The sequence below is a fragment of the Halotalea alkalilenta DSM 17697 genome (assembly GCF_000621205.1).
Classification (GTDB): domain Bacteria; phylum Pseudomonadota; class Gammaproteobacteria; order Pseudomonadales; family Halomonadaceae; genus Halotalea; species Halotalea alkalilenta.
This window is the reverse complement of the sequence record NZ_JHYY01000024.1, coordinates 25,359-37,690: the sequence shown is the minus strand read 5'-3', so window position 1 is coordinate 37,690 and position 12,332 is coordinate 25,359. Positions and strand designations below refer to the sequence as shown.

The following is a 12,332-nucleotide window of genomic DNA, read 5'->3' as shown; positions in this document are numbered from 1 at the left end:
ATTACTCCCCTTCGACTCGGACAAGGTAGTTAACCTTGTTGATCATGCCGCGAACGGCCGGAGTGTCTTCCAGTTCAACGGTGTGGCCGATACGGCGAAGACCCAGACCACGAACCGTGGCCTGATGCTTCTTGCCAGTGCCGATCACACTGCGGACCTGAGTAACTTTAAGCTTGCCTGACATGGTGCTTACCCCGTGATTGCAGCGACGGAGAGGCCACGCTTGGCAGCGACGTCCTCGGGCGAACGCATCGAAGCGAGCCCCTTGACGGTCGCACGCACCACGTTGACCGGATTGGTCGAACCGTAGCACTTGGCGAGCACGTCATGGACGCCGGCCAGCTCGAGGACGGAGCGCATGGCGCCGCCGGCAATGATGCCGGTACCCTCGGAAGCGGGCTGCATGAAGATCTTCGACGCGCCGTGACGGGCACGCACCGGATACTGCAGGGTGTGGCCCTTCAATTCGACTTTGACCATGCTGCGATGAGCCTGGTCCATCGCCTTCTGGATCGCGACCGGCACTTCACGCGCCTTGCCGCGGCCGAAGCCGACACGCCCTTTGCCATCGCCAACGACGGTCAGCGCGGTGAAGCCGAAGATACGGCCACCCTTGACCACCTTGGCGACGCGGTTGATCTGCACCAACTTCTCTTGCAGATCACCGCTGCCTTTCTGTTCGTTATTCGCCATCGTGAAACCCTTTAGAATTGCAGGCCGCCTTCACGCGCGGCATCGGCCAGAGCCTTGACGCGACCGTGGTATTTGAAGCCAGAGCGGTCGAAGGCCACTTCAGTGATACCCGCGTCCTTGGCACGCTCAGCGAGCAGCGATCCGACCTTGGCAGCCGCTTCGGCGTTGCCAGTGGCCGCTTCGCGCAGCGCCTTGTCGAGCGTAGAGGCGCTGACCAACACATGGCCGCCATCGGCGGAGATGATCTGCGCGTAGATGTGGCGCGGAGTGCGGTTGACGCACAGCCGCACAACGCCCAGCTCGCGGATCTTCGCGCGCGCACGGCGGGCACGACGGAGACGAGATTCTTTCTTCGCGTTCATAACCCTGCCTTACTTCTTCTTGGCTTCTTTACGGCGAACCTGTTCGTCGCTGTAACGAACGCCCTTGCCCTTATAGGGCTCCGGCGGACGGAAAGCGCGAATTTCTGCCGCGACCTGGCCGAGCTGCTGCTTGTCCGCGCTTTTCAGCACGATCGTGGTGTTACGCGGGGTCTCCGCGCTGACACCTTTGGGCAGCGTGTACTCAACCGGGTGAGAGAAGCCGAGCGAAAGGTTGATGGTCTGGCCACTGGCAGCGGCACGATAGCCGACGCCGTTGATCTCGAGGGTGCGCGAGAAACCTTCGCTCACTCCGACGACCATGTTGTTGACCAGTGCCCGAGTAGTGCCCGCCATGGCCCAGCTCTTGGCTTTAGCGCTGGGTGCGAAGGTCAGCTGACCTTCTTCCTGGCTGACGACGACATCGGCGTGAACGGTCAGTTCGAGCTGGCCCTGACCGCCTTTCACGGTCAGGGTCTTATCGTTGATCTTCACTTCGACGCCGCTGGGCAGCTTTACCGGATATTTGGCAATCCTAGACATTTCTCACTCCTAGAATACGGTGCAGATGACTTCACCGCCGACGCCGGCCTGACGCGCGGCACGGTCGGTCATCACGCCCTTGGAGGTGGAAACGATGGCGACGCCGAGACCGTCTGCGACCTTGGGCAATTCATCCTTGCCCTTATAGATGCGCAGGGAAGGCTTGGAGACGCGCTGCAGGTGCTCGATGACCGGCTTGCCTTCGAAATACTTGAGGGTGACCTTCAGCTGCGGCTGAGTCTCACCGACGACAGCGAAGTCGGCGATGTATCCCTCTTCCTTCAGTACACGCGCCACTTCGACCTTGACCTTGGAGGACGGAATATCGACCGTCACCTTGGTGGCCTGCTGCGCGTTGCGGATACGAGTCAACATATCCGCCAGAGTGTCTTGCATGCTCATTGCTAGCGCTCCTCGCGTGCGTTACCAGCTGGACTTGGTCAAGCCGGGAACGTCGCCGCGCATTGCGGCTTCACGCAGCTTGTTACGGCCAAGGCCGAACTTGTTGTAGTAGCCGTGCGGACGACCGGTGATACGGCAGCGGTTACGCCGACGGACCGGGCTCGAGTCACGCGGAAGGCTCTGCAGCTTGAGCTGAGCATCGAATTTCTCCTCGTCCGACGAGGAGACACTCTGGATGATTGCTTTGAGCTCCGCGCGGCGAGCTGCGTACTTCTTGACCAGCTGCGTGCGCTTGAGCTCACGCTCAACCATACTTTTCTTCGCCATTATTCCAGCCTTTATTTCTTGAACGGGAAGTTCAGCGCGCTAAGGAGCGCACGACCTTCTTCGTCGCTGTTGGCAGTGGTGGTAATCGTGATGTCCAGACCACGGATCCGGTCGATCTTATCATATTCGATCTCCGGAAAGATGATCTGCTCACGAACGCCCATGGAGTAGTTGCCACGACCGTCGAACGACTTCGGGTTGAGACCACGGAAGTCACGGACGCGCGGGATCGCAATATTGACCAGGCGGTCAAGAAAATCCCACATCCGCTCCTTGCGCAGCGTCACCTTGACGCCGATCGGCCAGCCTTCACGGACCTTGAAACCGGCGACGGATTTACGCGCCTTGGTCACGATCGGCTTCTGGCCGGAGAGCTTCTCCAAGTCCGCTGCAGCGTGCTCGATCAGCTTTTTATCGCTGGTCGCCTCACCAACACCCATGTTCAGGGTGATCTTGGTGATTTTCGGCACCTGCATCACGTTGGCGTAGCCGAAATGCTCCTTGAGCTGGGCTACCACCTCGTCTTTGTACTGCTGTTTCAAATTCGCCATTATCCCACCCGACTCGCGTTAGGCGTCGATCTGCTTTTGAGTCGACTTGAAGATACGGACCTTGGTACCGTCGTCCTTCAGCTGAAAGCCGACACGATCCGCCTTGCCGGTTTCCTGGTTGAAGATCGCGACGTTGGACTCGTGAATCGGAGCCTCACGCTCGACGATACCCCCCTGCTGACCGAGCATCGGGTTGGGCTTGGTGTGACGTTTAATCATGTTCACACCTGCGATGACGAACTTACCGTCTTTCAGCACACGCTTGACGGTACCGCGCTTGCCCTTGTCCTTGCCGGCGATGACGATTACCTCGTCGTCACGTTTGATCTTGCGCATTTTCCGCTCCGCTCCTTACAGCACTTCGGGCGCCAAGGAAATGATCTTCATGAACTTTTCAGTACGAAGCTCACGAGTAACCGGCCCAAAGATGCGGGTCCCGATCGGCTGTTCGTTGGTGTTGTTCAACAGAACCGCCGCATTTCCATCGAAACGGATCAGCGAGCCGTCCGGACGGCGAACGCCGCTCGCGGTACGCACGACCACAGCCTTGAGTACTTGGCCTTTCTTTACACGGCCACGCGGAATCGCTTCCTTGACCGTGACCTTGATGACGTCGCCGATGCGCGCGTAGCGACGGTGAGAGCCGCCAAGCACCTTGATGCACTGGACCCGGCGCGCACCGCTGTTGTCAGCGACATCCAGCATTGTTTGCGTCTGAATCATCGGTTTTCTCCAAACCTAAACTGACTGCACTGGTAGGCAGCGGGCTCAGCCCTTGGCCTGTTCGATCACTTCGACCAGAGACCAGGACTTCATCTTGGAGATCGGGCGGCCTTCACGAATGGAGACCAGATCGCCAACCTTCGCCTGGTTGGTTTCGTCGTGGGCATGCAGCTTGGTGGAGCGCTTGACATACTTGCCGTAGATCGGGTGGCGCTCAGAGCGCTCGATCATCACGACGATGGACTTGTCCATCTTATCGCTCACGACCTTGCCGGTGAGCGTACGTGCTTGCGTTTCCTGGGACATCTTATTCACCTGCCTTCTGTTTGATCACAGTCTTCACGCGAGCGATCTCGCGACGCGTCTGCTTCAACAGATGGGTCTGGTTAAGCTGCCCCGTAGCCTTCTGCATACGCAGATTGAATTGCTCGCGCAGCAGCTCGAACAGCTGCTCTTTGAGCGCCTCGGCTGACTTTTCACGAAGTTCCTGAGCTTTCATCACATCACCGTCCGTTTCACGAAGGTAGTGGCAACGGGCATCTTCTGAGCAGCCAGAGTGAACGCCTCACGCGCCAGCTCTTCCGAAACGCCTTCGATCTCGTAAAGAACGCGACCGGGCTGAATCTGCGCAACCCAGTATTCGACCGACCCCTTACCTTTACCCATACGAACTTCGAGGGGCTTTTCCGAGATCGGCTTGTCCGGGAAGACGCGAATCCAGATCTTGCCGCCACGCTTGACGTGACGGGTGATCGCACGACGACCGGCTTCGATCTGACGAGCGGTGAGACGACCACGGCCAATGGCCTTGAGGCCGTACTCGCCGAAGCTCACGCTGCTACCGCGATTCGCCAGGCCACGGTTGCGGCCCTTGTGCTGCTTGCGAAATTTTGTACGCTTGGGCTGTAACATCGACTAATCCCCTTACTTGGAGCCTTTCTTCTTGGGAGCCGCAGGCTGCTGAGGCTGCTTGGCTTTCGCCCGCACTTCCTCGATGCCTCCGAGAATCTCTCCCTTGAAGACCCAAACCTTGACGCCGATGACGCCGTAGGTGGTATGCGCTTCATAGGTGGCGTAGTCGATGTCCGCGCGCAGGGTGTGAAGCGGAACACGGCCTTCACGATACCACTCGGTGCGCGCGATCTCGGCACCGCCGAGGCGACCGGAGAGCTGAATCTTGATGCCCTTGGCGCCGAGGCGCATGGCGTTTTGCACCGCACGCTTCATTGCACGGCGAAACATCACGCGGCGCTCGAGCTGGCCAGCGATGTTCTGCGCGACCAGGCGGGCGTCGAGCTCCGGCTTGCGAACTTCCTCGATGTTGACGTGCACCGGCACGCCCATCATCGAAGTCAGGTCGCGGCGAAGGCGATCGACGTCTTCGCCTTTCTTGCCAATCACGATGCCCGGACGAGCAGTGTGAATGGTGATGCGTGCATTGTTGGCCGGACGCTCGATGAGCACGCGGCTGACGGATGCATTCTTCAGACGATCCTCGATGAAGCTACGAACGGCGAGGTCGTTGTTCAGCTTGTCGGCATAAGCACCGCGCTCTGCGTACCAGACCGAAGTGTGGTCTTTGACGATACCGAGGCGAATACCGATTGGATGTACTTTTTGACCCATCTGGTCGACTCCTACTTCTCGGCTACCTTGACGGTGATGTGGCAGGAACGCTTCATGATGCGATCCGCACGGCCTTTGGCGCGCGGCTGAATGCGCTTGAGCGTCGTGCCCTCATCGACATAGATGGTCGAGACGCGAAGCTCGTCGATGTCCATGCCGTTGTTTTCTTCCGCGTTAGCGATGGCGGACTGAAGCACTTTCCGGACGATCACCGCCGCTTTCTTCGGCGAGAAGGTCAGGATGTCGAGTGCTTCGGCCACCGGCTTGCCGCGCACCTGATCAGCGACCAAACGGGCCTTCTGAGCGGACAGGCGAGCGCCGCGCAATTTTGCAGCTACTTCTTCCATTTCTCGGTCCTCTCTCACCGCTTGGCTTTCTTATCAGCCGCGTGGCCGCGATAAGTGCGGGTGGCAGCGAACTCGCCAAGCTTATGTCCCACCATCTCCTCGGAGACGTAGACCGGAACATGCTGGCGACCGTTATGGACGGCAATGGTGAGTCCTACCATGTTCGGCAGGATCATCGAACGACGCGACCAGGTCTTGATCGGTTTGCGGTCGTTCTTTTCCACAGCCGCCTCAACCTTCTTCAAAAGATGAAGGTCGATGAAGGGACCTTTCTTAAGTGAACGTGGCACAGCCGTTACCCCTTAAATTCTGTTACTTGGCCTTGCGGCGACGAACGATCAGTTTATCGGTGCGCTTGTTCTTACGAGTCTTATGACCCTTGGTCGGAACACCCCACGGAGAAACCGGGTGACGGCCTCCGCTGGTACGACCTTCACCACCACCGTGCGGGTGGTCGACCGGGTTCATTGCGACACCGCGAACTGTCGGACGCACGCCTCTCCAGCGCTTGGCGCCGGCCTTGCCGAGTTGGCGCAGGCTGTGCTCCGAGTTGCCCACTTCGCCGAGGGTGGCGCGGCATTCGGAAAGAATGCGGCGCATCTCGCCGGAGCGCAGGCGCACGGTGGCGTAGTTGCCTTCACGTGCGACCAGCTGAGCACTGGCACCGGCGCTACGGACGAGCTGGGCACCCTTGCCGGGCTTGAGCTCGATGCAGTGGATGGTCGAACCCACCGGGATGTTGCGCAGCGGCAGGGTATTGCCCGCGCGGATCGCCGCATTGACGCCTGATTCAAGGCGATCACCGGCCGCAACGTTCTTCGGCGCGATGATGTAGCGACGCTCACCATCCGAGTACTTGAGCAGCGCGATGTGGGCGCTACGGTTCGGGTCGTACTCCAGGCGTTCGACGACCGCCGGGATACCATCCTTGTTGCGCTTGAAATCAACCAAGCGGTAATGCTGACGCTGGCCGCCACCGACGTGACGAGTGGTGATACGGCCATTGTTGTTGCGACCGCCGCTGCGCTTCTGCGGCTCGACCAGAGCGTCAACCGGGCGACCCTTGTAGAGGTCTGGGCTGACGATCTTCACCATGTGGCGACGGCCGGCGGACGTCGGTTTGGTCTTAACTACTGCCATGATCCGTTCTCCTGCCTCACTCGTTGCCAGTGAAGTCTTCGAGGGTCTCACCAGCGGCCAGGGTCACATAGGCTTTGCGGTAACCGCTGCGACGACCTTCGCCACGCGCGGTGCGCTTGACTTTGCCTTTGATGTTGAGCACCTGGACGGCCGCGACCTTCTTGCCGAAGAGAGCCTCGACGGCTTTCTTGATTTCCGGCTTGGTGGCGTCCGAAGCGACCTTGAACACATACTGATTGTTCTCGGCGGCGATGGCGGCCTTCTCGGTCATATGCGGCCCGAGCAGCACTTTGAATACGCGTTCCGGGTTCATCCCAGCTTCTCCTCGAACTTACGCAGAGCGGGCACGGTCACCAGCACCTTGTCGAAAGCGACCAGGCTGACCGGATCGACCGCGGCAACGTCGACGACAGCAACGTTGGGGATGTTGCGAGCGGCAAGGTAAAGGTTTTCATCGACCTCTTCGGTAACGATGAGCACCTTCTCCAACCCCAACTCCTGAAGCTTGGCGACGAGCTGCTTGGTCTTCGGAGAATCGACGACGAACTCGTTGATCGCGACCAGGCGCTCCTGACGGAGAAGCTCGGAAAGGATCGAACGCATCGCGGCGCGATACATCTTGCGGTTGACCTTCTGAGAATGATCCTGCGGACGAGCCGCGAAGGTCACACCGCCGCTGCGCCACAGCGGAGAACGGATGGTGCCGGCACGTGCGCGACCAGAACCCTTCTGGCGCCACGGTTTCTTGCCACCACCGCTGACATCGGAGCGAGTCTTCTGCGCGCGGGAACCCTGACGAGCACCTGCCAGATAGGCGGTGACGACCTGGTGCACGAGAGGCTCGTTGAAATCCTTGCCAAAAGTCACGTCGGAAAGTTCGACGGCTTCAGCGTTGGCACCTACGAGATTTAGATTCATCGGTACTTACCTCTCAGCGGGCTTTAACAGCGCTGCGCACGATCACTTGGCTGCCGGTTGCACCGGGGACAGCACCTTTGACCAGCAGCAGGTTGCGTTCAGCATCGACACGCACCACTTCAAGGCTTTGCACGGTCACGCGGGCGCTGCCCAGGTGTCCTGCCATTTTCTTGCCCTTGAAGACGCGACCCGGGGTCTGGCACTGGCCAATGGAGCCAGGTGCACGGTGCGAGAGGGAGTTGCCGTGAGTCATGTCCTGAGTACGGAAGTTCCAGCGCTTGACCGCGCCCTGGAAGCCCTTACCTTTGGACGTACCGGTCACATCGATCTTCTGACCAGCTTCAAAGAGGGATACGGTGAATTCGCCGCCGACCTGGGGATCTTCCTCGCTTTCAGCGAGACGGAACTCCGCCAGAGTACGACCAGCTTCGACACCTGCCTTGGCGAACTGACCTGCAGCAGCCTTGGACAGATGCTTGGCCTTGCGCGAACCGGCAGTCACTTGGACGGCGCGATAGCCGTCAGACTCGAGAGTCTTGACGCTGGTGACGCGGTTGGGCTCAACTTCGATGACGGTTACGGGCACGGAAGTGCCATCTTCGGTGAAGATACGGGTCATGCCGCTCTTCTTGCCGACCAAACCGATCGTCATGTTCAGTCTCCTTTAGTGTACGGGGCTATCACCCGCTATGGCTGCCCTTTCCAGAGCATTCCACTAGCACATTGTGTGGCGTCTCACGACGCGGCGGCCAACACGGCCGCAAGTGACTAGTGAGGGTGATTAATCAACCTTGATCTGCACATCGACGCCGGCGGCGAGATCAAGCTTCATCAGCGCATCGACCGTTTTCTCGGTCGGTTCGACGATGTCCAACACACGCTTGTGGGTGCGAATCTCGTACTGATCGCGCGCGTCTTTATTGACGTGCGGGGAGATCAGAACGGTGTAACGCTCCCGATTGGTCGGCAGGGGGATCGGCCCACGCACCTGAGCACCGGTCCGCTTCGCGGTATCCACGATTTCCTGCGCGGACTGATCGATCAGGCGATGGTCGAACGCCTTCAGCCGAATGCGAATTTTCTGGTTCTGCATTTTGCCTTGACTCCAATGGGCAATACCCGCGCGCCATGGTGATGCGCTAGGCAGCCTGTGAATGCGACGGCGCGAGCCGCCCACTCACGCTTGAAAGGATGCGCATTATATTCACCCTGAGAGGGTGAGTCAAACGCGCATCGCACGAGAGGGACAGCCCGACATGAGAAAGGGGCCCGAGCCGGGCCCCTTTTGAATCGCCTTGCGATGTTACTCGACGATCTTGGCGACGACGCCAGCGCCGACGGTACGACCACCTTCGCGGATAGCGAAGCGCAGGCCGTCTTCCATGGCGATCGGGGCGATCAGGGTGACGACCATCTTGACGTTGTCGCCCGGCATGACCATCTCGACACCTTCCGGCAGTTCACAGGTACCAGTCACGTCGGTGGTACGGAAGTAGAACTGCGGGCGATAGCCTTTGAAGAACGGAGTGTGACGGCCGCCTTCTTCCTTGGACAGGATGTAGACTTCGCTTTCGAATTTGGTGTGCGGAGTGATCGAGCCCGGCTTGGCCAGAACCTGGCCACGCTCGACGTCGTCACGCTTGGTGCCACGCAGCAGCGCACCGATGTTCTCACCCGCACGACCTTCGTCGAGCAGCTTACGGAACATCTCGACACCGGTAACGGTGGTCTTGGTGGTATCACGCAGACCAACGATCTCGACTTCTTCGCCAGTCTTGACGATGCCGCGCTCGACGCGACCAGTGACCACGGTACCGCGGCCAGAGATCGAGAATACGTCTTCGATCGGCATCAGGAACGGACGGTCGATGGCACGCTCCGGCTCAGGAATGTAGTCATCCAGTGCCTTGATCAGGTTGGTAACGGCGGTAGTACCCATGCCGTTATCGTCCTTGCCTTCGAGCGCCATCAGCGCAGAGCCGATGATGATCGGGGTGTCGTCACCCGGGAAGTCGTACTCGCTGAGGAGTTCACGAACTTCCATCTCGACCAGCTCGAGCAGCTCTTCGTCGTCGACCATGTCGGCCTTGTTCAGGAACACGACGATGTAGGGTACGCCCACCTGACGCGACAGCAGGATGTGCTCGCGAGTCTGCGGCATGGGGCCGTCAGCTGCGGAGCAGACCAGGATCGCGCCGTCCATCTGAGCGGCACCGGTGATCATGTTCTTGACGTAGTCGGCGTGCCCGGGGCAGTCGACGTGCGCGTAGTGACGGACTTCCGACTGGTACTCGACGTGAGCGGTGGCGATGGTGATACCGCGCTCGCGCTCTTCCGGAGCGTTGTCGATGGTGTCGAAAGCGCGCCATTCACCGCCGAAGACTTCCGCGGAGACGCGGGTCAGTGCCGCAGTCAGGGTGGTCTTACCATGGTCGACGTGACCGATGGTACCGACGTTTACGTGCGGTTTGGAACGTTCAAATTTTGCCTTAGCCACTGCTATAACCTCGTTTGAGCTATGGGTTATTTCTGATTGATGACGGCTTCGACGACGCTGGACGGCGCCTCATCGTACTTCGCAAACTCCATGGAGTAGCTTGCGCGGCCCTGGGTCTGCGAACGCAGGTCGGTCGCGTAACCGAACATCTCACCCAGCGGCACCATTGCACGGATGACTTTACCAGAAGAGGAGTCATCCATACCCTGCACCAGGCCACGGCGGCGGTTCAAATCGCCCATCACATCGCCCATGAAGTCCTCAGGCGTCACCACCTCGACTCGCATGATCGGCTCGAGCAGAACCGCGCCAGCCTTGCGCGCACCTTCTTTGATCGCCATCGACGAGGCGATCTTGAAGGCATTTTCGTTCGAGTCGACATCGTGGTAGGAGCCATCGAACAGCGCCACTTTGACGTCGATCATCGGGTAGCCCGCGATGACGCCGTTCTGCAGCTGCTCGTAAGCACCCTTCTCGACTGCGGGAACGTATTCCTTCGGCACCACACCACCGACGATCTCGGAGGTGAACTTGAAGGTCATTTCCTCGTCGCCACCCTTGTCGGCCTCGGTCAGCGGTTCGATACGAAGCCACACGTGACCGAACTGACCGCGCCCACCGGACTGGCGAACGAACTTGCCTTCCTGCTCGACGCTCTTACGAATCGTCTCGCGATAGGCAACCTGCGGCTTGCCGATGTTCGCCTCGACTTTGAACTCGCGACGCATACGGTCGACGATGATATCGAGGTGCAGCTCGCCCATCCCGGAGATGATGGTCTGACCGGTCTCCTCGTCGGTCTTGACGCGGAAGGAAGGATCCTCCTGCGCAAGCTTGCCGAGGGCGATACCCATCTTCTCCTGGTCAGCCTTGGACTTCGGTTCGACGGCGACCGAAATCACAGGCTCAGGGAACTCCATCCGCTCCAGCACGATCTTGTTGTCGATGGCGCAAAGAGTATCACCGGTGGTGACGTCCTTGAGCCCGACACAGGCGGCGATGTCGCCAGCGAGGATCTCTTTGATCTCTTCGCGCGTGTTCGCATGCATCTGAACGATACGACCGATGCGCTCTTTCTTCTCCTTGACGGAGTTGTAGACGCTATCGCCCGAGCTCAGCACGCCCGAATAGACGCGAACGAAAGTCAGCGTACCGACGAACGGATCGGTCGCGATCTTGAACGCGAGCGCAGCGAAAGGAGCATTGTCATCGGCCTCACGGGTCTCGATGGTGCCTTCCTTGTCGTTCAGCTCACCCTCGATCGCCTTGACCTCGAGCGGAGAAGGGAGGTATTCGACGACCGCGTCGAGCACCGCCTGCACGCCCTTGTTCTTGAACGCGGAGCCGCAGGTGATCAGTACGATCTCGTTGTCGAGGGTACGACGACGCAGACCGGCCTTGATCTCTTCCTTGGTCAGCTCGCCCTCGTCGAGGTACTTCTCCATCAGCTCGTCCGAGGCCTCGGCCGCGGCTTCGATCATCTGCTCGCGGTAGGTCTCAGCGGTTTCCCGGAGCTCGTCGGGAATATCGACGAGTTCGTAGGTCAGCCCCTGGTCGGCGTCGTTCCAAAGGATCGCCTTCATCTCGATCAGATCGACGACGCCTTTGAAGTCTTCTTCAGCGCCCCAGTTGATCTGGATCGGCACTGCGTTGCAGTTCAAGCGATCCTTGAGCTGCTCGACGACCTTGAAGAAGTCCGCGCCAGCGCGGTCCATCTTGTTGACGAAGACCATGCGCGGTACTTCGTACTTGTTCGCCTGACGCCACACGGTTTCGGTCTGGGGCTGCACACCGGAGGAGCCGCAGAGCACGACCACAGCACCATCGAGCACGCGCAGGGAACGTTCGACCTCGATGGTGAAGTCGACGTGTCCAGGGGTGTCGATGATGTTGATGCGGTGCTCGTCGAACTGCTGGTTCATCCCCTTCCAGAAGGTCGTCACAGCAGCGGAGGTGATGGTGATACCACGCTCCTGCTCCTGCTCCATCCAGTCGGTGGTTGCAGCGCCGTCATGGACTTCGCCGATCTTGTGCGAGAGACCGGTATAGAAAAGCACGCGCTCGGTCGTAGTGGTCTTGCCCGCATCGACGTGCGCGACAATCCCGATATTGCGATAGCGCTTAAGGGGAGTCTTGCGTGCCACGATAGTGTGTCCTGTTGGTTGGAAGCCTCGTCCTTCACCGGCGGGGCCATCGCGAGGAGAAG

At 59.6% G+C, this 12,332-nt stretch carries 22 protein-coding genes; all 22 read right to left on the bottom strand.

Translation table 11 applies throughout. The features are described from left to right. Position 1 precedes the first annotated feature (1 nt). The 22 genes from rpmD to fusA all read right to left on the bottom strand — a co-directional run bounded on the left by rpmD (position 2) and on the right by fusA (position 12,270). Positions 2-184: a 50S ribosomal protein L30 gene (gene rpmD, locus Q376_RS24195; protein ID WP_081803395.1), complete on the bottom strand. Its 183-nt coding sequence runs from the start codon at positions 182-184 to the stop codon at positions 2-4. 5 nt (positions 185-189) lie between these two features. Further along, a complete protein-coding gene (rpsE, locus tag Q376_RS0104570) occupies positions 190-693 on the bottom strand; it encodes a 30S ribosomal protein S5 (RefSeq protein ID WP_027349312.1) in 504 nt (167 codons plus the stop codon). 11 nt (positions 694-704) lie between these two features. Continuing rightward, entirely contained in the window at positions 705-1,055 is a 351-nt protein-coding gene (gene rplR, locus Q376_RS0104565; protein WP_027349311.1) for a 50S ribosomal protein L18, read from the bottom strand. A gap of 9 nt (positions 1,056-1,064) precedes the next feature. After that, a complete protein-coding gene (rplF, locus tag Q376_RS0104560) occupies positions 1,065-1,595 on the bottom strand; it encodes a 50S ribosomal protein L6 (RefSeq protein WP_027349310.1) in 531 nt (176 codons plus the stop codon). Between the two features lie 9 nt (positions 1,596-1,604). Continuing rightward, positions 1,605-1,997 (bottom strand): 30S ribosomal protein S8, encoded by a 393-nt coding sequence (gene rpsH, locus Q376_RS0104555; protein ID WP_027349309.1) that lies wholly within the window; start codon positions 1,995-1,997, stop codon positions 1,605-1,607. Between the two features lie 21 nt (positions 1,998-2,018). Then, the gene (gene rpsN, locus Q376_RS0104550) at positions 2,019-2,324 is read right to left on the bottom strand and encodes a 30S ribosomal protein S14 (protein ID WP_027349308.1); all 306 of its coding nucleotides are present in this window, start codon (positions 2,322-2,324) and stop codon (positions 2,019-2,021) included. An 11-nt stretch (positions 2,325-2,335) separates the two neighbouring features. After that, positions 2,336-2,875 (bottom strand): 50S ribosomal protein L5, encoded by a 540-nt coding sequence (gene rplE, locus Q376_RS0104545; RefSeq protein ID WP_027349307.1) that lies wholly within the window; start codon positions 2,873-2,875, stop codon positions 2,336-2,338. Positions 2,876-2,893: 18 nt separating this feature from the next. Then, entirely contained in the window at positions 2,894-3,211 is a 318-nt protein-coding gene (rplX, locus tag Q376_RS0104540; RefSeq protein ID WP_027349306.1) for a 50S ribosomal protein L24, read from the bottom strand. A gap of 15 nt (positions 3,212-3,226) precedes the next feature. Further along, on the bottom strand, positions 3,227-3,598 hold the full coding sequence (gene rplN / locus Q376_RS0104535) for a 50S ribosomal protein L14 (RefSeq protein ID WP_027349305.1): 372 nt from the start codon (positions 3,596-3,598) through the stop codon (positions 3,227-3,229). Between the two features lie 45 nt (positions 3,599-3,643). Beyond that, complete coding sequence (gene rpsQ, locus Q376_RS0104530) at positions 3,644-3,904, bottom strand: 30S ribosomal protein S17 (RefSeq protein WP_027349304.1); 261 nt, start codon at positions 3,902-3,904, stop codon at positions 3,644-3,646. A gap of 1 nt (position 3,905) precedes the next feature. Further along, positions 3,906-4,097, bottom strand: a complete 192-nt coding sequence (rpmC, locus tag Q376_RS0104525; protein ID WP_027349303.1) for a 50S ribosomal protein L29 — start codon at positions 4,095-4,097, stop codon at positions 3,906-3,908. Further along, positions 4,097-4,510, bottom strand: a complete 414-nt coding sequence (gene rplP, locus Q376_RS0104520; protein WP_027349302.1) for a 50S ribosomal protein L16 — start codon at positions 4,508-4,510, stop codon at positions 4,097-4,099. The genes rpmC and rplP overlap by 1 nt, the downstream gene beginning before the upstream one ends. A gap of 12 nt (positions 4,511-4,522) precedes the next feature. Continuing rightward, complete coding sequence (rpsC, locus tag Q376_RS0104515; RefSeq protein ID WP_027349301.1) at positions 4,523-5,224, bottom strand: 30S ribosomal protein S3; 702 nt, start codon at positions 5,222-5,224, stop codon at positions 4,523-4,525. Positions 5,225-5,235: 11 nt separating this feature from the next. Continuing rightward, the gene (gene rplV / locus Q376_RS0104510; protein WP_027349300.1) at positions 5,236-5,571 is read right to left on the bottom strand and encodes a 50S ribosomal protein L22; all 336 of its coding nucleotides are present in this window, start codon (positions 5,569-5,571) and stop codon (positions 5,236-5,238) included. A gap of 14 nt (positions 5,572-5,585) precedes the next feature. After that, positions 5,586-5,861, bottom strand: coding sequence for a 30S ribosomal protein S19 (rpsS, locus tag Q376_RS0104505; protein ID WP_027349299.1), 276 nt, complete (start codon positions 5,859-5,861; stop codon positions 5,586-5,588). A 22-nt stretch (positions 5,862-5,883) separates the two neighbouring features. Continuing rightward, positions 5,884-6,711, bottom strand: coding sequence for a 50S ribosomal protein L2 (gene rplB, locus Q376_RS0104500; protein WP_027349298.1), 828 nt, complete (start codon positions 6,709-6,711; stop codon positions 5,884-5,886). 16 nt (positions 6,712-6,727) lie between these two features. Then, complete coding sequence (gene rplW / locus Q376_RS0104495) at positions 6,728-7,024, bottom strand: 50S ribosomal protein L23 (protein ID WP_027349297.1); 297 nt, start codon at positions 7,022-7,024, stop codon at positions 6,728-6,730. Further along, on the bottom strand, positions 7,021-7,629 hold the full coding sequence (gene rplD / locus Q376_RS0104490; protein WP_027349296.1) for a 50S ribosomal protein L4: 609 nt from the start codon (positions 7,627-7,629) through the stop codon (positions 7,021-7,023). Before rplD ends, rplW begins: the two co-directional genes overlap by 4 nt. Positions 7,630-7,642: 13 nt before the next feature. Further along, positions 7,643-8,281, bottom strand: coding sequence for a 50S ribosomal protein L3 (gene rplC, locus Q376_RS0104485; protein ID WP_027349295.1), 639 nt, complete (start codon positions 8,279-8,281; stop codon positions 7,643-7,645). A 129-nt stretch (positions 8,282-8,410) separates the two neighbouring features. Beyond that, positions 8,411-8,722 carry a 30S ribosomal protein S10 gene (gene rpsJ, locus Q376_RS0104480; protein WP_025733376.1) on the bottom strand — a complete coding sequence of 104 codons (312 nt, stop codon included), beginning with the start codon at positions 8,720-8,722 and terminating at the stop codon, positions 8,411-8,413. A gap of 210 nt (positions 8,723-8,932) precedes the next feature. Beyond that, complete coding sequence (tuf, locus tag Q376_RS0104475; protein WP_027349294.1) at positions 8,933-10,126, bottom strand: elongation factor Tu; 1,194 nt, start codon at positions 10,124-10,126, stop codon at positions 8,933-8,935. 26 nt (positions 10,127-10,152) lie between these two features. Continuing rightward, positions 10,153-12,270, bottom strand: coding sequence for an elongation factor G (fusA, locus tag Q376_RS0104470; RefSeq protein ID WP_027349293.1), 2,118 nt, complete (start codon positions 12,268-12,270; stop codon positions 10,153-10,155). Positions 12,271-12,332 lie beyond the last annotated feature (62 nt).

Coding starts and splice junctions, on each gene's coding strand:
- rplP (WP_027349302.1), bottom strand. CDS start 4,510: ATGTTACAGCCCAAGCGTACAAAATTTCGCAAGCAGCACAAGGGCCGC.
- rpsN (WP_027349308.1), bottom strand. CDS start 2,324: ATGGCGAAGAAAAGTATGGTTGAGCGTGAGCTCAAGCGCACGCAGCTG.
- rpsE (WP_027349312.1), bottom strand. CDS start 693: ATGGCGAATAACGAACAGAAAGGCAGCGGTGATCTGCAAGAGAAGTTG.
- rpsC (WP_027349301.1), bottom strand. CDS start 5,224: ATGGGTCAAAAAGTACATCCAATCGGTATTCGCCTCGGTATCGTCAAA.
- rpsJ (WP_025733376.1), bottom strand. CDS start 8,722: ATGCAGAACCAGAAAATTCGCATTCGGCTGAAGGCGTTCGACCATCGC.
- rplX (WP_027349306.1), bottom strand. CDS start 3,211: ATGCGCAAGATCAAACGTGACGACGAGGTAATCGTCATCGCCGGCAAG.
- rplN (WP_027349305.1), bottom strand. CDS start 3,598: ATGATTCAGACGCAAACAATGCTGGATGTCGCTGACAACAGCGGTGCG.
- rplV (WP_027349300.1), bottom strand. CDS start 5,571: ATGGAAGAAGTAGCTGCAAAATTGCGCGGCGCTCGCCTGTCCGCTCAG.
- rpmD (WP_081803395.1), bottom strand. CDS start 184: ATGTCAGGCAAGCTTAAAGTTACTCAGGTCCGCAGTGTGATCGGCACT.
- rplB (WP_027349298.1), bottom strand. CDS start 6,711: ATGGCAGTAGTTAAGACCAAACCGACGTCCGCCGGCCGTCGCCACATG.
- rplD (WP_027349296.1), bottom strand. CDS start 7,629: ATGAATCTAAATCTCGTAGGTGCCAACGCTGAAGCCGTCGAACTTTCC.
- rplW (WP_027349297.1), bottom strand. CDS start 7,024: ATGAACCCGGAACGCGTATTCAAAGTGCTGCTCGGGCCGCATATGACC.
- rplF (WP_027349310.1), bottom strand. CDS start 1,595: ATGTCTAGGATTGCCAAATATCCGGTAAAGCTGCCCAGCGGCGTCGAA.
- rpsQ (WP_027349304.1), bottom strand. CDS start 3,904: ATGTCCCAGGAAACGCAAGCACGTACGCTCACCGGCAAGGTCGTGAGC.
- rpsH (WP_027349309.1), bottom strand. CDS start 1,997: ATGAGCATGCAAGACACTCTGGCGGATATGTTGACTCGTATCCGCAAC.
- rplC (WP_027349295.1), bottom strand. CDS start 8,281: ATGACGATCGGTTTGGTCGGCAAGAAGAGCGGCATGACCCGTATCTTC.
- rpmC (WP_027349303.1), bottom strand. CDS start 4,097: ATGAAAGCTCAGGAACTTCGTGAAAAGTCAGCCGAGGCGCTCAAAGAG.
- rplR (WP_027349311.1), bottom strand. CDS start 1,055: ATGAACGCGAAGAAAGAATCTCGTCTCCGTCGTGCCCGCCGTGCGCGC.
- rplE (WP_027349307.1), bottom strand. CDS start 2,875: ATGGCGAATTTGAAACAGCAGTACAAAGACGAGGTGGTAGCCCAGCTC.